The following is a 17963-nucleotide window of genomic DNA, read 5'->3' as shown; positions in this document are numbered from 1 at the left end:
CGAGTCGTCAGCGGACATTCGAGCGGGCGTCATCGATCAGCTGAAGCATACGCTTCGTGCCTTCGAGGGAGCCGATATGGCGGCTCTGCGCGGCCATGTCGGTGATACGCACGCGGTCGCCGAGCAGCGGCAGAAGCGTCGACTGCACCCAGCTGGGCACGAACAGCGCGTCCGCGATCAGGATTGCGCCGTTCGCGCCGACGGCGTCGGCGGCGTTGAGCCGCTGCTCGCCGTTGCCGACGGGGTACGGAACGTACACGGCGGGAACGCCGACGGCAGTGAGCTCCGAGACGGTAGCGGCGCCGGCGCGCGAGACGGCGAAGTCCGCGACCGCGAGGGCCAGATCCATGCGGTCGCAGTACCGCAGCACGTGATAGTTCGGGATGCCGGGATCTTCGAGATCTGCCTTGTCGCCGATCAGGTGGATGATCTGCCAGCCGGCGTCGACGATCGACGCCGCTGACTCGAGGATCGTGTTGTTGAGCCGCCGGGCGCCTTGCGAGCCGCCCGTGACCAGCAGTGTCTGCCGGGCGGGGTCGAGGCCGAAGAAGTCAATGCCCTCGCGTCGCGCCGCATCGAGGTCCAGCTGCTCGATCTCGCGGCGCAGCGGCATCCCGACGAATCGCGCGTTCCGGATCTTCGTTCCGTGGAACGCGACGCCGACGAATCGCGTGTAGCGGGCGCCGAGCCGGTTCGCGAGCCCCGGCCTCGCGTTCGCCTCGTGGATGGCGAGCGGCACACGCTCGCGTTTGGCGGCGACGTACGCGGGCGTGGAGGCGTACCCGCCGAAGCCCACGACGACCTCGACGTTCCGCTCCCGGATGAGCTCTTGCGTGAGCTTGCGGGCGCGCCGGAAAGCACCGGGGAAGCGCAGCGCAGCACCGTTCAGCCGGCGTGGGAACGGCACTTTCGGAATCACGGCGAGCTCGTACCCGCGCTCGGGCACGAGCCGGGCCTCGAGGCCCTCCTTCGTGCCGAGCACAATCACCTCGGCATCCGATTCACGCTCACGGAGCGCGTCGGCGACCGCGAGGAGGGGGTTCACGTGGCCGGCCGTTCCGCCGCCCGCGAGAAGATACGTCGTCATCCTGCCACCTTAAGGCGAGCGGCGCCCGCGTCGTCGTTCCGTGCGCAAGAGAGCACGACGCCGATGGCCATGAGGCCCGTGAGCAGCGCTGTTCCGCCGGCCGAGATGAACGGGAGCGGCACGCCGAGCACGGGGAATACGCGCAGCACGACGCCGATGTTGACGAACGCCTGGCCCACGATCCACACCATCACGGTGCCCGTAGCGATGCGCGTGAAGGGGTCTCGCGCGTCGCGCATGATGCGAATGAACACGACGGTCATGACGACGAACAGCGCGAGCACCACGATGCACCCGATGAGGCCGAGCTCCTCGCCGATGATGGCGAAGATGTAATCGTTGGATGCCGCGGGCAGCCAGTCCCATTTCTCGAGCGAGTTGCCGAGTCCGCGGCCGAAGATGCCGCCGCCCGCGAGCGCCCACGTGCCGTGCAGCGGCTGCCAGCACAGCCCTTCGTAGTCGAGGCACTGCTCGTCGAGGAACGACATGATGCGCCGCATCCGGTTCTCGCTCGTGATCGCCATGACCGCGAGCAGCGCTCCGCCGCCGAGAACGGGAACGGCGAGGTAGCGCAGCTTGACGTTGGCGAAGAACATGGCGCCGAGCACGATGCCCGCCATGATGCTCACGGTGCCCAGGTCATGCCCGAGCAGCACGAGAAGGATCGCGAGCCCCGCGACCGGCACGACGGGGATGAGCACGTGCTTCCAGTCGGTGAGCAGCGACTGCTTGCGCGAGAGCACGGCGGCGAGCCAGATGATCATGGCGAGCTTCACGAGCTCCGACGGCTGCCCGCTGACGGGGCCGATGGCGATCCAGTTGCGGTTGCCGCCGTCGACGATGCCGAGCGGCGTGAACACGAGAAGCTGCAGCGCGAGCGAGAAGACGATGGCGGGCCACGCCCAGCGCTTCCAGAACGAGATGGGGAACCGGCTCATGATGAGCATGATCGGCACGCCGATGACGGCGTAGGTGGCCTGCTTCCAGAACCCGCCGAAAAACCCGTCCGAGTCGAGAAACGAGTCGATGGACGACGACGAGGCGACCATGACGAGGCCGAAGACGACGAGGAAGATCGTGACGCCCAGAAGGAGGACGAAGTTCGACGGGACGGCCGATTCGAGGCGACCGAGCGTGATGCGTGCAGACGTGAATCTGCGCGGCTCAGCGCGCTGGTCGGTGAGGCTCTTCTGATCCGTCACCGGCCCCACCTCCCCACGTTCGTGTCACAGCCTCTGCGAATTGCCTGCCGCGTTCGGCATAGCTGGCGAATTGATCCATGGATGCCGCCGCCGGGGCGAGCAACACAACGTCGCCCGCCTGCGCCATCTCGCCCGCGGCATCGACCGCGCGCGTCATCACAGTCTCAGTCTCTGTCGCGTCGACCTCGAACACCGGAACGTCGGGCGCGTGTCGCCGCAATGCCTCGAGCACGGGCTCCCTGTCGACGCCGAGCACGACGGCGCCGCGGAGGCGACCCGCATGACGTTCCACGAGCGGCGCGATGTCCACGCCCTTCAGCAGGCCGCCAACCAGCCAGACGACCGAGTCGAATGCGGCGAGCGACGCGTCGGCCGCGTGCGGGTTCGTCGCCTTCGAATCGTCGACCCAGCGGATCCGCGCCTGCTCGAGCACCACTTCAATGCGGTGGCGGTCGAGGCTGAACTCCCGCAGCGCGTCCCGGATGACCTCCGGCGGCACGTCGTAGGAGCGGGCGAGCGCGCTCGCGGCGAGGATGTTCGCGACGATGTGCGGGGCGTCGAGTCCTTGAGAGCGCAGCTCGTCGAGCGTCGTGAGCTCGAGCGCGGAGCTGCGGCGCTCGGCGAGGAACGCGCGATCGCACAGGATGCCGTCGACGATGCCGAGGTCGCTCGGTCCCGGCACGCCGAGATCGAATCCGATGGCGCGGGCGCCCTCGATCACGTCGGCGTCCTCGACCATCGTCCGCGTCGCGGCATCCGCCTTGTTGTATACGCAGGCGACACGCGCGTTGCGGTACACGACGGCCTTCGCGTCGCGGTATGCCTCGAAGCTGCCGTGCCAGTCGATGTGGTCGTTCGCGAGGTTGAGACACACGGCCGACAACGGGGAAACGTCGATGTCGGTCGCGCCGAGATAGTGCAGCTGATAGCTCGAGAGCTCGACGACGAACACGTCGAAGCCCTGCGGGTCGCGCACGGCGTCGAGGACGGGCACCCCGATGTTGCCGCACGGTGCGACGCGCGCTCCCCCCGCCTGGATCATCGCGGCCGTGAGCTGCACCGTCGTGGTCTTGCCGTTCGTGCCGGTGACCATGATCCACTCGGCCGGTGTGCCGACCTTGTCGCGCACACGCCAGGCGAGCTCGATGTCGCCCCAGATCGGAATGCCCTGCTCGGCCGCCCACGTGACGAGCGGATGCCGCGGCGCGAAGCCCGGCGAGACGATGAACAGCTCCGGGTCGTGTTCGATGAGCTCGGTCGGCGGCTCGTCGAGGTCGCCCTGCACGAGCCGTGCGCCGATGACCGGCAGCAGTTGGGCGCGTTCATCGTCGGCGGTGCCGGCGACGACGAGGACGTCGGCGCCGAGTTCGGCGAGCGTGTCGGCGACCGAGAACCCCGTGACACCGAGGCCGAGGACGGCAACGCGCAGTCCGCTCCAGTCGGCGTGCCAGCTCGTCAGTCCGTCGAGTCGGCTCGGCGCCGCGTGGCGCGGGCTCACCGGGAGATCCATTCGAGGTAGAACGAGCCGACTCCGGCGGCCACGAGGAGGCCGCCGATGATCCAGAACCGCACGACGACGGTGATCTCCGCCCAGCCCTTCAACTCGAAGTGATGGTGAATCGGGCTCATCAAGAAGATGCGCTTGCCGTGCGTGAGCTTGAAGTACACGCGCTGAACGATGACCGAGCCCGCCTCGATGACGAAGAGACCGCCGATGAACAGCAGCAGGATCTCGGTGTGCGTCAGGATCGCGAGCGCCGCGACAGCGCCGCCGAGCGCGAGAGAGCCCGTGTCCCCCAGGAAGATCTGGGCCGGAGTCGTGTTCCACCAGAGGAAGCCGATGAGCGCGCCGACGATGGCGGACGCGACGATAGCGAGCCCGAGCGGGTCGACGACGTCGTAGCACTTGTACGCGAGCTCGCGGGGCAGCGCCTGGCTGAAGCACGACTGGTTGTACTGCCAGAAGCCGATCACGACGTAGGAGCCGATCGCGAGGATGCTCGCACCCGTCGCGAGTCCGTCGAGCCCGTCGGTGACGTTGACGCCGTTCGAGGTGGCCGTGACGATGCAGGAGATCCATACGAAGTACAGGATGAAGCCGATGACGGCGCCGACCGTGCCCCACTGCGTGAGCGCGAGGAAGTCGATCTTCAGATCGCGGATGAAGGAGATCGCCGTCGAGCCGGGAGTGAACCCCTCGCTGTTCGGGAAGCTGATCGCGAGCACCGCGAAGACGGCGGCGACGATGACCTGCCCGGCGACCTTCTCCCAGCCGCCGAGCCCGAGGCTCTGCTGCTTTCGGGTCTTGAGGAAGTCGTCGACGAAGCCGACGATGCCGAGGCCCACCATCATGAGCAGGACGAGCAGCGCCGACACGCTGATGCGGTCGCCCGTGATGAACATGGCGGTGAAGTAGCCGAAGAGCACGCCGACGATGACGACGATGCCGCCCATCGTGGCGGTGCCCTTCTTGGAATGGTGCGACTGCGGCCCGTCGTCGCGGATGAACTGTCCCCAGCCGAGCTTGCGGAAGAGGCGGATGAACAGCGGCGTCAGGAAGAGCGAGAACGCTCCTGACAGGGCGCCGGCGGTGAGCAGTGCAATCACGAGAACAATTCTCCCAGCCGGTCGCCGAGGAATCGCAATCCGACGGAATTGGATGATTTTACGAGGACCGTGTCGCCTGATCGAAGGTTCGCGTGCAGATAGTCGTAGGCCTCGTCGGCCGTCTCGAAGTAGATCGACTCGCCCGCCCATGATCCTTCGTTGATGGCGGAGATGTGCAGTCGGCGCGCCTCGGGCCCGACGACGACAAGCTGGCTGATGCCGAGCCTCACCGCCATGAGGCCGATCCGGTCGTGCTCGTCGCCGGCGTACTCCCCCAGCTCGCTCATCGCGCCGAGAACGGCGACAGTGCGTTGCTCAGGCTCCGTGATGAGGGCGAGCGTCTTGAGCGCCGCCGCCATCGAGTCGGGGCTCGCGTTGTAGGCGTCGTTGATGATCGTGATGCCGTCACGACCGCCCATGACCTCCATGCGCCACCGCTCGGCGCGAGTCACCGATTCGATGCGGGCCACGGCCGTGTCAAGGGGCACGCCCAGTTCGGTTGCCGCTGCGATCGCCGCGAGGGCGTTCATGACGTGGTGCTCGCCGAGCACTCTGAAGTTCACGGTCGCGCTCTGCCCGTCGGCGAGCAGCACAGTGAAGGTCGTTCCGCGTGCGGAGACGGCGATGTCGCTGGCTCGGACGTCGGCGTCGGCGTGCTCGCCGAACCACACGACGCGGGCCGACGTCGCGGAGGCCATGGCCGCGACGCGATGGTCATCGCGATTGAGGATCGCGATGCCGTCCTCGCTGAGGCTCTCGACGAGCTCGGTCTTCGCCCGCGCGGTGGCCTCGATTCCGCCGAAGCCTCCGGCGTGGGCCATGCCGACCTTGAGCTCGATGGCGATGTCGGGAGTCGCGAGCGCCGCGAGCCGGGCGATGTGGCCGATGCCTGAGGCGCCAAGCTCGGAGATCAGGTAGCGGGTGCTCGGCGTGACGCGCAGCATCGTCGTCGGTGCGCCGACCGTGTTGTTGAACGAGTTCTTGGGAGCCACGGTCTCTGCGTCCGGCGCGAGAATCGCGTTGAGCAGATTCTTCGTCGTGGTCTTTCCGTTGGATCCGGTGATGCCGATCACGGTCAGGTCGCCGGAAGCCTTGACGCGGCGGATGACCTCGCCCGCGAGCGCGCCGAGCGCTGTGACCGCGTCGTCGACGATGATCTGCGGCACGACGGTGTCGACCGTGTGCTCGACGATCGCGAGTGCCGCTCCGCGGTCGACCGCTGCCGAGACGAAGCGGTGTCCGTCGGTGGCCTCTCCGGGCTTTGCGACGAAGATTCCGCCGTCGACAATCTCTCGCGAATCCGTCTCGACATAGCCCGAGACGACGTCGCTTTCCGTCGCCGGACTTCCGGCCGGGTCGAATCGGCCGGAAACGGCCTGCGCGATCTCCGCGATGGTGAGTGTGATCACCGGTCGAATGTCTCCTTCGTGAGTGGCACAGCGCGTTGACGCTCGGCGTCAGTACCGCGTTGGCCAGTTGGGAGCCGGCTCCGTGGATGGCGGAACCCCATACGACTTCAACACTTGAGTCATGACCTGCTGGAAGGTGGGGGCCGCAGCGGCCGACGACCTAATGGTAGTCGGGTTCGCGATGGTCACCGAAACGACGTACTGGGGGTTGTCGGCGGGAGCCATTCCTGTCATGGAGACGATGTATGTCGATTTGAGCCCGCCGGAGCCGTCGCCCTGTTGCGCCGTTCCCGACTTCGCCGCGACGCGATAGCCGGGGATTTCCATCGTCGTTCCGAAGTGTCCGTCGGTGACGACGCTCTCAAGCATCTGAACGGTCAGGTCGGCGGCCTTCTTCGAGACCACGCGCGTGCCCTTCTCGCTCGGCACGTTCGTCACCGTGCCGTCGGGGTGCGTGCAGCCTTCGATTATCGAGGCGGGCATCTTCACGCCGCCGTTCGCGAGCGCCTGATACGCGTTGAGGGTCTGGATCGCGGTGGCCGAGAGCCCCTGGCCGAACATCGTGGCGTAGTAGGTCTGGTTGTCCCAGTTCTGCCAGTCGTGCAGCACGCCACCCGACTCTGCGGGGAACCCGACGGCCGTCGGCGTGCCGATGCCGAACTTCTTCAGGTACTCGTAGCGCTGCTTCGCGGGCATCCGCTCGCCGAGCTGGGAGATTCCCGTGTTCGACGACTCGGCGAGAACTCCCGTCAAGGTGAGTGGAAGCGGGCCGTGGGCGAAGGAGTCCTTGATCTGCGCGCCATTGGCCGGCCGGTACCAGCCGTCCGCGAGCACGTGCGTCGCCGGGTCGGCGAGACCGGCGTCGATGAGGGACGCGGCGAGGAGCGTCTTGAATGTGGAGCCAGGCTCGTACGGCCAGGTGAAGGCGCGGGAGCCGCGGTCGTTCGGATTGCTCGCCGCGACGTCGTTCGGATCGACCGACGGGTACTCGGCGACGGCGCGGAGCTTGCCCGTGCTCGCCTCCATGACGGAAACGACTCCCCACGTCGCGTTCGTCGCGGTCACCTGCTCGGCGACGCGCTGCGCGGCGTACCATTCGAGATCCGCGTCGATCGTCAGCTTGAGAGTGCCGCCGTCGACAGCCGGCGTGGTTGTCTGCATCGAACCGGGAATGGCGACGCCGTCCTTGCCCCGTTGATACGCCTGCGTCCCGTCCTGGGAGGCGAGACACGAGTTCATGTAGCGCTCCGCGCCGGCGAGCGGTTCCCCGTCCGAGCCGACGAAGCCGATGAGGTTCCCGGCGATGGCCCCATTCGGGTAGAAGCGTCCGGGATGCTTCTTGGGGTACAGCCACGGAATATGGAGGTCAACGATCGCCTGGTACTGGTCGACGTCGAGGGAGGTCGCGATGAGCGCGTACAGCGAATCGGGGTTCTCATCGAGAGCGCCGTTGACGATGTCGAGAATGTCCTTTCCGGATTTTCCGACGATCTTCCCGATCTCAGACGCGGCCTGCTCGACGGAGACCTTCACGGTCTTTCCCTTGTCGTCGGTGCGCTTGAACGCGTTCACGTTGACCGGCGCGACGGTGAGGTCGTACCGCATCACGCTGCCGGCGAGCACGGTGCCGTTCGTGTCCACGATGTCGCCGCGCTCTCCGTAGACGACGAGCTCGCTCGACGTCTTCTCGGCGGCATCCGCACGCAATTGCGCCGCGCTCACGACCTGGATGTCGATGAGTCGGATGACGAATGCGGCGAATACCGCGAGCACGCAGATGACGGCGACGACGGCGCGGCGTCTGCTGATTCGGTTCGCGTGTTTCACAAGGGTTCCTCCGCGGCCGCGCTCACATCAGTGGGTGTTGGGTGAGGGCAGCCCGTTCTCGAAGGTTACCGGCGGCGCCTTCGGCTGAGCCGTCGACTCGCCCGAGGTGGCGCCATCTTCCGATTCCACATCCGTTCCGATGGGCGCGAACTTGCCCGTCAGGCTGTTGTGGACACGGTTGTCTTGCATCGGCCGCTCGGTCGCCGCGCCGCCCGGTCCCGGCGTGCCGAGAACAGCGCCGGTCGAGAGCGTCAAGTACGCCGGGCTCTGGTTGATCACCATGCCGAGGTCCTGCGCGTTCGTTGTCACGTACTGCGGCGAGTTGAGCACTTGCAGCTGCTGATTGAGAGACTGCTGCTGAAGACCGAGGCTGCGCTGCTCCGATTTGAGGGAGGACAGCTCGTAGGCGCCCTGCCCGAGCGAGACGCTCAGCAGCAGCTGCGCCACCACGATCGCCGATACGGCCGCGACGGTCGTGATGGCGTAGGCGAGTCGGGGACGCGTCCGCGTCGCGGTTCGCGGGCTGACGGCCCTCAGCGGCCGACGGGAAGGCGCCGGGAGCTGCGGGGACCGCAGTGGGCGGGCGTTTGTCGCCAGTGCTGTGCTCATGCGTTGTTCTCCCTGACGCGTTCAGCTGCGCGGAGCCGGACGGGCGTCGCGCGAGGGTTTGCGGCCTTCTCGTCGTCGTCGGCGAGTTCGGCCCCCTTGACGAGAAGTCGGTAGGTCGGCCTGTGCTCCGGCAGTTCGACCGGCAGGCCGGCCGGTGCGGTCGAGACGGTGCGGGCAGCGAGGGCGCGCTTGACGATGCGGTCCTCCAGCGACTGGTACGCGAGCACGACGATCCGGCCGCCCACGCGGAGCGCGTCGAGCGCGGCGGGAATTGCCCGCTCGAGGGCGACGAGCTCCTGATTGACTTCGATGCGCAGCGCCTGGAACACGCGCTTCGCGGGGTGCCCGGCGCGCTTCACCGCTGCCGGCGTCGCGTCGGAGAGCACCTCGACGAGCTGGCTTGATCGCGTGAGCGGCCCACCGTGTCGCGCCTCGACGATCGCGCGCGCGTAGCGGGCCGCGAGCTTCTCCTCGCCGTACTTCTGGAAGACGCGGCGCAGGTCGCCCTCGCTGTACTCGGCGAGAACGCGTTCCGCCGTGAGTTCGCGTGTCGCGTCCATGCGCATGTCGAGGGGCGCGTCCTTCGCGTACGCGAATCCGCGTTCGGCTCGATCGAGCTGCAGTGACGACACGCCGAGGTCGAAAAGGATCCCGTCGATGCGATCGACGCCCGCCTGCTCGAGGGCTCCTTCGATGTCGTCGTACACGGTGTGGACGAGAGTGAGCCGGTCCGCGAAGCGCTTGAGCCGCTCCTCCGCGATGCCGAGCGCGTCCTGGTCGCGGTCGAGGCCCACGAGGTGAAGCCGCGGGAAGCGTTCGAGCATCGCCTCACTGTGACCGCCCATGCCGAGGGTCGCATCGATGACGATGCTGCCGGGAGCGGAGATCGCGGGCTCGAGCAGCTCGATGCAGCGTTCGAGCATGACGGGGGTGTGAATGTCGTCTAGCGCCATGGTCTTCGGGCTGGCCCTCCACACTGATCCCCATCCGTACCGACCTGGCACCGGGGAAGTGCGCCAGGGCGGCCAACGGCTGGGAGTCGGCGTGGAGGGATCAGAACAAGCCCGGGATCACCTCCTCCGCGGTCTCAGAGAAGACGGACTCCTGTTCGGCGAGGTAGGTCTCCCAAGCCTGCGCATCCCAGATCTCGGCGCGGCTTCCCGCGCCGATGACGGTGAGCTCTCGATCGAGGCCGGCATAGGCGCGCAGGTTCTGGGGAATGGTGATGCGGTTCTGCTTGTCGGGCGACTCGGATGCCGCTCCCGAGAGGAAGACGCGCAGGTAGTCCCGAGCCTGCTTCGAGGTGACGGGCGCCTGGCGAATGCGCTCATGCATCGACTCGAACTCGCGCGTGCTGAACACGTAGATGCAGTTCTCCTGGCCACGCGTCATGACCACGCCGCCGGCGAGTTCGTCGCGAAATTTTGCCGGGAGGATGATGCGGCCCTTCTCGTCGAGCTTCGGGGAATAGGTGCCGAGGAACATCAGCCACTCCCCCTCTTCGCCGGCCAACGTTGGAGATGTGCTCCACTTTACTCCACAACCGACCACAAATCGAGGACAAGGCTCGAAATGGGGACAAAATGGCTACGCGGATCCCCGCAAACCCGCGTAATTCTCGAGTGGAGGGAATTGGAGCGCATTGGCGAGAATTCGAGCGCGAGCGGCCCGAAAAGCGGGCATTGGCCGAGAGCCGGTTCCGCCGAGGCCCGAGAGGGAGGGCCGTGGAGCGCACGAAAACGCCGATTCCGGGCACGGTGGAGCGAAGTGGATGTCAGCGATGGAGCGGAGTGGAGGAGCAGAGGGCTGGTGGACGCGTTAACGAAAAAAAGGACCGACCCAAGGGTCGGTCCTCATTCCGTCAGCTCGATGAGCTCAGTGTTCTCCATCCTGGCGACGCTCCCAGCGGGTGTTCATTCGGTCCATGAAGCTGCCGCCGGACTTGCGCCCCTTGGCAGGCTTCCCGCCCATAGCGCCAAGGTCGGCCGGCTTGGCCGAGCGCTTCGACGGCGAAATGGCCACGAGCACTCCCCCGAGCATCACGACGAACCCGATGACGCCGACGATGGGCTGCTGAATGATCACTCCCGTGACGAGCGCGGCGACCCCGACGAGCGCGATGAGGCAGCCGATCGCGATGCTGCGATAGGAGGGGCGGCCGCGTCGATCGCCCGTCGTTGACACGAAGTCAGCATCGTTTCGGTAGAGGTGACGCTCCATCTCGTCAAGGAGCCGCTGCTCCTGTTCTGATAGCGGCATCGTCTTCCCCCTTCTCGCGAGTTCGAATGCGACTCAAGGTGTGCGTCAATTCTATCCCGTATGCGTGTAGCTAGGCTAGGCACGTGCCGGATCCTCAGACGCTTCCTCTGCTTGTCCAGAATCGACTCAGCGATTTCCTGTCCAGTCGTAGTTCCATTCTCGCCCGAGTATCAGATGAGACCCGCGCCTTCTCCTTGTTCTCAAGGGAGTTTCTCAGCGGTGGCAAAAGGTTTCGCGCCCGGTTCTGCTATCAGGGCTGGCGCAGCGTCACGGGTGCGTCCGCCACGGCATCCGACCCCATCGTTTCGGCCGCGGCGGCGCTCGAAGTCTTCCACGCTGCGGCACTCGTTCACGACGACATCATCGACAACTCAGACACGCGCCGCGGCGGGCCCTCGGCGCACCGCCGGTTCGAAGCCCAGCATCGCGAGGCCGAGTGGTCGGGAGACGCCGCCGCGTACGGGCGGTCCTCCGCGATTCTGCTCGGCGACCTGCTTCTCGGCTGGAGCGACGAATTGCTCGACGAGGCGTTGAACGCGCTGGACGACCGCGCGGCCGCGCAGCGCGCACGGGCGGAGTTCGTGCGCATGCGGACGGAGGTCACGGCCGGTCAGTACCTCGACATCCTCGAGGAGCAGGCCTGGGGGATGCACGACGATGCGGCACAGCTGCAGCGGGCAGAGACGATAGCCGTGTACAAGTCAGCCAAGTACAGCGTCGAAGCGCCCCTCGCGCTTGGCGCTCTCATCGCGGGCGGAGGCGAGGAACAGCTCGCGGCGCTTCGCGCGTATGGGCTCCCGCTCGGCGTCGCGTACCAGATGCGCGATGACCTCCTCGGGGTCTTCGGCGACGAGCGTGTGACGGGAAAGCCGAGCGGCGACGACCTGCGCGAGGGCAAGCGCACGGTCCTCATCGGCATGGCGCGCCTCGCGCTGCCGGTCTCGGGGCGGCGCCTCGTCGACGAGCTGCTCGGCGATCCCGAGCTCACCGGCGCTCAGATCGCGCTGCTCCAATCGACGATTCGCGACACCGGCGCCGTCGACCGCCTGGAGGAGCGCATCGCCGCCGCTGTCGCTGATGCGAAGAGCGCGCTTCTCGACGCTCCTCTCGACAGCTCGGCCGTGATCGGACTCTCCGAACTGGCGGATGCCGTCAGCCGACGCGATTACTGAGTCTCACGCGAGCGCTTGCGCGACGCGTCGAACCTCCGACTTGCGTCCGCTGCGCAGCGCGTTGACCGGCGCATCCCCGATCTCGTCCTGCTCCTCGAGAAGCCAGACCATGGCGTCCTCGTCGCTGAAACCGGCATCGGCGAGCACGATCACTGTTCCGCGGAGATCCTTGAGCGGCGCCCCGTCGCGCAAGAACAGAGAGGGCACCTGGAGAACGCCGTCTCGGCGTACCGCGAGCAGCTCGCGGTCCTCGAGGAGTCGACGCACGCGGCTCACTGTCACGCCGATCTGCTCGGCGACGTCGGGAAGGTTCAGCCAGGTGAGCGGTTCGTTCGAATCAGACACGGATCGAGTTTGCCATGATGTGGAGCGCGGGCAAACACGCCGACGGGAACCCTATCGAAAACATTCGAATTTAAGATAACGTTCGCCACATTGATCACTCCAAAAACAGCTGTAACAGAATTCCCGCGGATAACACAGTTATCGCCTTTCCCTTTTATTGACACGCCTAACAAGGCTGTGCCACGGTGGGGACGTTGTTCCATTCGACGAGGGGTTCTATATGCCAACGGCAGCCGTCACCAAGCGCATGATTCCGGTCGCTCTGCTGAGTGCGATCACCGCGGGTCTTCACCTGGTCCCGATGACCGCGCAAGAGCACAGCCCTCTCGAGCGGGGCGACGACTTCTCCACCGACGCGTTCGGGACGACGGCTGCGACGAAGACGACCGCGGCCGCTCCGGCGAACTACACGGTCGCCGCGGACGACACGATCTCGTCGATCGCCGAGCGCTTCGGCCTCGACGCCCGTGCTGTCGCAGCCCTCAACGGGCTCTCCGTCTCCGGTGCCGTGCACGAGGGACAGAACCTCGCCCTGATCGTCACCGGAGCTCCGGCCGCCGTCGCCGCGACTCCGTTCGCGACCGCGAAATCGGCGTCTGCGACGTACACCGTCAGATCGGGCGACACGGTGAGCCGCATCGCCGCGAAGTACGGCGTCGCGACACAGTCGGTGCTCACGGCCAACAAGCTCGGTTGGAACTCTCTCATCTTCCCGGGACAGAAGCTCTCGATTCCGGGGGCGTCGAGCAGCTCGCCCGCTCCGGCCGCCGCAAAGCCGACCTCCAAGCCTGCCGCGAAACCGTCGTCGGGCGGCAGCTACACGGTCAAATCCGGGGACACCGTGAGTCGCATCGCCGCCAAGCACGGCGTGAGCACGCAATCCGTTCTCACCGCCAACAAGCTCGGCTGGTCGAGCATCATCTACCCCGGACAGAAGCTCACGATCCCCGGCAGCTCGACGGCTTCGACGAGCGCTCCGGCCAAGCCGTCGGCTCCGTCGAAGGGCACGTCTTCCTCGAACAGCAACGCGTCGAAGGGCGGCTCGAGCGCGAGCGGGAGCTACACCGTGAAGTCCGGGGACACGGTCAGCGGCATCGCCGCGAGGCACGGCGTCAGCACGCAGTCCGTGCTCACGGCCAACAAGCTCAAGCTGTCGAGCATCATCTACCCGGGACAGAGGCTGATGATTCCCGGAAGCTCCTCCGGGAGCTCGTCGAGCACCCCGTCGACGCCGTCAAAGGGCACGTCGAACAGCGGCTCATCGAACAGCGGCGCCTCGAAGGACACGGGATCGACGGGCGGCTCCTCGTCAGCGACGAGCCACACGGTCGTCTCTGGCGACACCGTGAGCCGCATCGCGGCGAAGTACGGCGTCAGCGTGCAGGCCATCCTCGACGCGAACGGCCTGACCTGGTCGAGCATCATCTACCCGGGACAGAAGCTCGCGCTCACCGGTTCGAGCTCCGGCTCATCGGGTGGCGCGACCACGAAGCCCTCGACGCCCGCTCAGCCCGAGTCGACCACAGACAAGGTGACTCCCCTGACGGCGACGATGGCGAAGAACGCTCAGACGATCATCAACGTCGGCCGCTCGCTCGGCGTGAGCGACTACGGTCTCGTCATCGCTCTTGCCGCGGCCATGCAGGAATCGAGTCTGCGCAACGTCGACTACGGCGACCGTGACTCCCTCGGCCTCTTCCAGCAGCGTCCCAGCCAGGGCTGGGGCAGCGAGGAGCAGGTCATGGATCCCACGTACGCGACGACGGCCTTCTTCGCGGGCGTCAAGGGCAAGACGCGCGGCCTGCTCGACATCAAGGGCTGGCAGAACATGACCGTCACCCAGGCGGCCCAGGCTGTGCAGGTGTCCGCGTTCCCGAACGCCTACGCGAAATGGGAGACCTCGGCTCGGGCGTGGCTGTCGCAGCTCGGCTGAGCAGCATCCGTCCTTCTTGACAATCCGGTAACGAAGCGGCGAGTTTCGGCCCCACTACCGTGTGTCCGGGCGTTCTCTCGGACGGCGCTCCGTAGAATTTGAGGGTGACGACCAGCCAGCAGACCGATCCCTTGATCGGCCGTCTCATCGACGGCCGGTACGAGGTGCGCTCTCGCATCGCGCGCGGCGGCATGGCGACGGTCTACGTGGCGACGGACAGGCGACTTCAGCGCCGCGTCGCGATAAAGATCATGCACGGTCATCTGTCGGACGACCAGTCGTTCACGAACCGGTTCGTGCAGGAGGCGCGCTCGGCCGCACGGCTCGCCAATCCGCACGTCGTGAGCGTCTTCGATCAGGGCCAGGACGGCGACATGGCCTACCTGGTCATGGAGTATCTTCCCGGCATCACGCTGCGGGAACTGCTGCGCGACCATGGTCCCCTCACGCCGCAGCAGGTCGTGGACATCATGGACGCGGTGCTCACCGGTCTCGCCGCCGCGCACCGAGCCGGCATCGTCCATCGCGATGTGAAGCCCGAGAACGTGCTTCTCGCCGACGACGGACGCATCAAGATCAGCGACTTCGGGCTCGCCCGCGCGGCGTCGGCCAACACGGCAACGGGCCAGGCTCTGCTCGGCACGATCGCCTACCTCTCCCCCGAGCTCGTCACGCGCGGGATCGCGGACACCCGCAGCGACATCTACGCGCTCGGCATCATGATGTACGAGATGCTCACGGGCGACCAGCCGTACAAGGGCGAACAGCCCATGCAGATCGCCTACCAGCACGCGAACGACTCAGTGCCGCGGCCAAGCGCTCGGGTACCGAACATCCCGGACGAGCTGGACGACCTCGTGCTGTGGTCGACCGAGCGCGACCCGGACGAGCGACCGGCGGATGCCCAGGAGATGCTCGACCGCCTGCACGAGGTCGAAGCGGAACTGGGCTACAGCCTGACCGCGGTTCCGATGCAGCACACAGCCGTGCTCTCCCCCACCACGGAGACGACGGCGTTCGAGCGGACGGCGCTCACCACGTCTCCGACGCGAACCCGCACGACGGATCCGCTCGGCGAGATCATCCAGTCGACCGGTGCGACGAAGAAGCTCACGCAGACGGTCGAACGGCGTCGCCGAAAGGGCCTGTGGCTCTTCACGGCGATCGTGCTCTTGTGCGCCCTCGTCGGCGGGACGGGCTGGTATTTCGGCACCGGACCGGGCTCCCTCATTCAGATCCCGGATTCGATAGTCGGCTCGTCGCCGAAGGAAGCGACCGCGGCTCTCGAGGATCTCGGGCTCATCGTCGCGACCGGCGAAGAGTACAGTCTCGAGATCCCCAAGGGCACCGTCTCGAGCAGCGACCCGGGCGCCGGCGAGGCCGTGCACAAGAATTCGACGGTCACGATAAACCTCTCCCTCGGCCCGAAGCCGGAGACCCTGCCGTCCCTGGCCGGGACTCCCATCGACGAGGCAAAGTCAACCGTCGAAGGGCTGGGCCTCAAGACCGGTGACGTGTCCTACCAGTTCAGCGGAGATATCGCTCGCGACGGCGTCATCGCCGCCTCGATCGGCGATCAGGACGTGACGAAGGGCGGTGACACCTTCCAGGGCGAGACCGTGACGTTCCTTGTCTCGGTCGGCTCGGTTCCCGCTCTCGCCGGCCTGGCCCAGGATGCCGCCGAGAAGACGCTCACGGATGCCGACCTCGCGGTCGGCGACGTCTCCCAGAAGTTCAGCGACACCGTGCCACGCGGCAACGTGATCGAGGCGCACTATGACACGCCGCTTCGTCCCGGCGACAGCGTCGCCCTCGTCGTCTCCAAGGGACAGGACCTCGTGCAGGTGCCGAACGTCGTGGGCATGACGGTGAATGCCGCCAAGCAGATGCTGCAGAAGTACGACTTCAAGGTTGCCGTCGACTCCAACATCCCCGAGAAGTTCTGGGACGACGTCATCGACGACCTGTTCGCCGTCGATGCCACCGACCCGGCCGCGGGGAAGATGCTGAAGCGCGGCTCGACGGTCACGATCACGGCCAACCTGTAGCGGGTCGGCGCGACGGGCGGCTTCCCCTCGGGAAGCGCCCGCCGCCGGCCGGTCCGCGTCTAGCTGTTGCTCAGCTGCTCCGCGACGAGGAACGCGAGCTCGAGCGACTGCATGTGGTTGAGGCGCGGGTCGCACAGGGACTCGTACCGGGTCGCGAGGGTCGCCTCGTCGATGTGCTCGGAACCGCCGAGGCACTCGGTGACGTCGTCACCGGTCAGTTCGACGTGGATGCCGCCCGGGTGCGTTCCGACGGCGCGGTGTGCGTCGAAGAAGCCCTGGACTTCGTCGACGACGTCGTCGAAGCGTCGGGTCTTGTAGCCCGTCGGGGTCGTGATGCCGTTTCCGTGCATCGGGTCGGTCACCCACAGCGGATTCGCGTCGGCACTCTTGATCGCCTCGAGCAGCGGAGGCAGCGCCTCGCGGATCTTGCCGGCGCCCATGCGCGTGATGAACGTCAGGCGACCCGGCTCGCGCTCGGGGTCGAGCTTGTCGATGAGCCGCAGCATGTCCTCGACCTGGGTCGTGGGCCCGAGCTTCACGCCGATCGGGTTGCGCACGCGGGACAGGAAGTCGACGTGCGCGCCGTCGAGGTCGCGCGTGCGCTCTCCGATCCAGATGAAGTGCGCTGAGGTGTTGTACGGGGTGCCCGTGCGAGAGTCGATGCGCGTCATCGGACGCTCGTAGTCCATGAGCAGGCCCTCGTGCGCCGTGTAGAACTCGACGCGCTTGAGCTCGTCGAAGTCGGCGCCGGCCGCCTCCATGAACTTGATGGCCCGGTCGATCTCCTTTGCGAGGTGCTCGTAGCGCTGGTTCGCGGGATTGCGAGCGAATCCCGAATTCCAGGAGTGCACCTCGCGGAGGTCGGCGAAGCCGCCCTGCGTGAACCCGCGAATGAGGTTGAGGGTGGATGCCGCCATGTGGTAGCCGCGCAACAGGCGGTTCGGGTCGGCACGCCGCGACTCGGGCGTGAAGTCGTATCCGTTGACGATGTCGCCGCGGTAGGCCGGGAGGGTCACATCTCCGCGGGTCTCCGTGTCTTTCGAGCGCGGCTTGGCGAACTGGCCCGCCATACGGCCCATCTTGATCACAGGCATGGACGCGCCGTAGGTCAGCACGACGGCCATCTGCAGGATCGTCTTGACGCGGTCGCGGATCTGGTCGGCCGTTGCTCCGGCGAACGTCTCGGCGCAGTCGCCGCCCTGCAGGAGGAAGGCCTCTCCGCGAGCAGCGCGCGCGAGGCGCTCCCGCAGCATGTCGACCTCACCGGCGAAGACGAGCGGGGGAAGCGTCGAGATCTCGCGCGAGACGTCGGCGACGGCATCCGGGTCCTGCCATTCCGGCTGCTGCTTGATCGGCAGCTCCCGCCAATAGTCCAAACCGGCGATCACAGACTCATCTGCCTTCACTACCGGTTCAGTTGACGTTGCCACGGGCATTCCTGTTTCTGTCGTTCAGCGGGGAATCA

15 protein-coding genes are annotated in these 17963 nt (G+C 66.7%); 3 read left to right on the top strand and 12 right to left on the bottom strand.

The annotated features are described in order from the left end of the window. Nucleotides 1-7 precede the first annotated feature (7 nt). The 10 genes from BLV49_RS16570 to BLV49_RS16525 form a co-directional block, all read right to left on the bottom strand. A complete protein-coding gene (locus BLV49_RS16570) occupies nt 8-1087 on the bottom strand; it encodes a UDP-N-acetylglucosamine--N-acetylmuramyl-(pentapeptide) pyrophosphoryl-undecaprenol N-acetylglucosamine transferase (protein ID WP_091188005.1) in 1080 nt (359 codons plus the stop codon). Further along, complete coding sequence (gene ftsW, locus BLV49_RS16565) at nt 1084-2289, bottom strand: putative lipid II flippase FtsW (RefSeq protein WP_245723751.1); 1206 nt, start codon at nt 2287-2289, stop codon at nt 1084-1086. Before ftsW ends, BLV49_RS16570 begins: the two co-directional genes overlap by 4 nt. Then, nucleotides 2252-3787 carry a UDP-N-acetylmuramoyl-L-alanine--D-glutamate ligase gene (murD, locus tag BLV49_RS16560; protein ID WP_245723750.1) on the bottom strand — a complete coding sequence of 512 codons (1536 nt, stop codon included), beginning with the start codon at nt 3785-3787 and terminating at the stop codon, nt 2252-2254. The genes ftsW and murD overlap by 38 nt, the downstream gene beginning before the upstream one ends. Then, a complete protein-coding gene (gene mraY / locus BLV49_RS16555; protein ID WP_091187997.1) occupies nt 3784-4896 on the bottom strand; it encodes a phospho-N-acetylmuramoyl-pentapeptide-transferase in 1113 nt (370 codons plus the stop codon). Before mraY ends, murD begins: the two co-directional genes overlap by 4 nt. Then, nucleotides 4893-6305, bottom strand: a complete 1413-nt coding sequence (locus tag BLV49_RS16550; protein ID WP_091187994.1) for a UDP-N-acetylmuramoyl-tripeptide--D-alanyl-D-alanine ligase — start codon at nt 6303-6305, stop codon at nt 4893-4895. Before BLV49_RS16550 ends, mraY begins: the two co-directional genes overlap by 4 nt. Nucleotides 6306-6353: 48 nt before the next feature. After that, a complete protein-coding gene (locus BLV49_RS16545) occupies nt 6354-8132 on the bottom strand; it encodes a peptidoglycan D,D-transpeptidase FtsI family protein (RefSeq protein WP_091187991.1) in 1779 nt (592 codons plus the stop codon). Between the two features lie 27 nt (nt 8133-8159). Continuing rightward, nucleotides 8160-8741 (bottom strand): cell division protein FtsL, encoded by a 582-nt coding sequence (gene ftsL / locus BLV49_RS16540; RefSeq protein ID WP_091187989.1) that lies wholly within the window; start codon nt 8739-8741, stop codon nt 8160-8162. Beyond that, nucleotides 8738-9694, bottom strand: coding sequence for a 16S rRNA (cytosine(1402)-N(4))-methyltransferase RsmH (gene rsmH, locus BLV49_RS16535; RefSeq protein ID WP_091187987.1), 957 nt, complete (start codon nt 9692-9694; stop codon nt 8738-8740). The genes ftsL and rsmH overlap by 4 nt, the downstream gene beginning before the upstream one ends. A gap of 100 nt (nt 9695-9794) precedes the next feature. Continuing rightward, nucleotides 9795-10226 carry a division/cell wall cluster transcriptional repressor MraZ gene (mraZ, locus tag BLV49_RS16530; RefSeq protein ID WP_091187984.1) on the bottom strand — a complete coding sequence of 144 codons (432 nt, stop codon included), beginning with the start codon at nt 10224-10226 and terminating at the stop codon, nt 9795-9797. Nucleotides 10227-10616: 390 nt separating this feature from the next. Beyond that, nucleotides 10617-11000: an SCO2097 family morphological protein gene (locus BLV49_RS16525; RefSeq protein WP_091187981.1), complete on the bottom strand. Its 384-nt coding sequence runs from the start codon at nt 10998-11000 to the stop codon at nt 10617-10619. An 83-nt stretch (nt 11001-11083) separates the two neighbouring features. Here BLV49_RS16525 and BLV49_RS16520 point away from each other — a divergent pair, with 83 nt between their 5' ends. Then, nucleotides 11084-12172 carry a polyprenyl synthetase family protein gene (locus BLV49_RS16520; protein ID WP_091187979.1) on the top strand — a complete coding sequence of 363 codons (1089 nt, stop codon included), beginning with the start codon at nt 11084-11086 and terminating at the stop codon, nt 12170-12172. A gap of 3 nt (nt 12173-12175) precedes the next feature. Here the strand turns inward: BLV49_RS16520 and BLV49_RS16515 are convergent, their stop codons facing one another. Beyond that, a complete protein-coding gene (locus BLV49_RS16515; protein WP_091187977.1) occupies nt 12176-12517 on the bottom strand; it encodes an Rv2175c family DNA-binding protein in 342 nt (113 codons plus the stop codon). Between the two features lie 220 nt (nt 12518-12737). Between BLV49_RS16515 and BLV49_RS16510 the strand changes: the two genes are divergently transcribed. Beyond that, entirely contained in the window at nt 12738-14450 is a 1713-nt protein-coding gene (locus BLV49_RS16510; RefSeq protein WP_091187974.1) for a LysM peptidoglycan-binding domain-containing protein, read from the top strand. Nucleotides 14451-14554: 104 nt separating this feature from the next. Then, nucleotides 14555-16498: a Stk1 family PASTA domain-containing Ser/Thr kinase gene (gene pknB, locus BLV49_RS16505; RefSeq protein WP_091187973.1), complete on the top strand. Its 1944-nt coding sequence runs from the start codon at nt 14555-14557 to the stop codon at nt 16496-16498. A 59-nt stretch (nt 16499-16557) separates the two neighbouring features. Here the strand turns inward: pknB and BLV49_RS16500 are convergent, their stop codons facing one another. After that, entirely contained in the window at nt 16558-17886 is a 1329-nt protein-coding gene (locus BLV49_RS16500) for a class II 3-deoxy-7-phosphoheptulonate synthase (protein ID WP_245723760.1), read from the bottom strand. Nucleotides 17887-17963: the final 77 nt, after the last annotated feature.

Origin of the sequence: Paramicrobacterium humi, from assembly GCF_900105715.1 — a bacterium.
In the GTDB taxonomy this organism is placed as follows: domain Bacteria; phylum Actinomycetota; class Actinomycetes; order Actinomycetales; family Microbacteriaceae; genus Paramicrobacterium; species Paramicrobacterium humi.
Note: the sequence above shows the minus strand (reverse complement) of the source record. Positions and strands in the feature narration are given on the sequence as shown.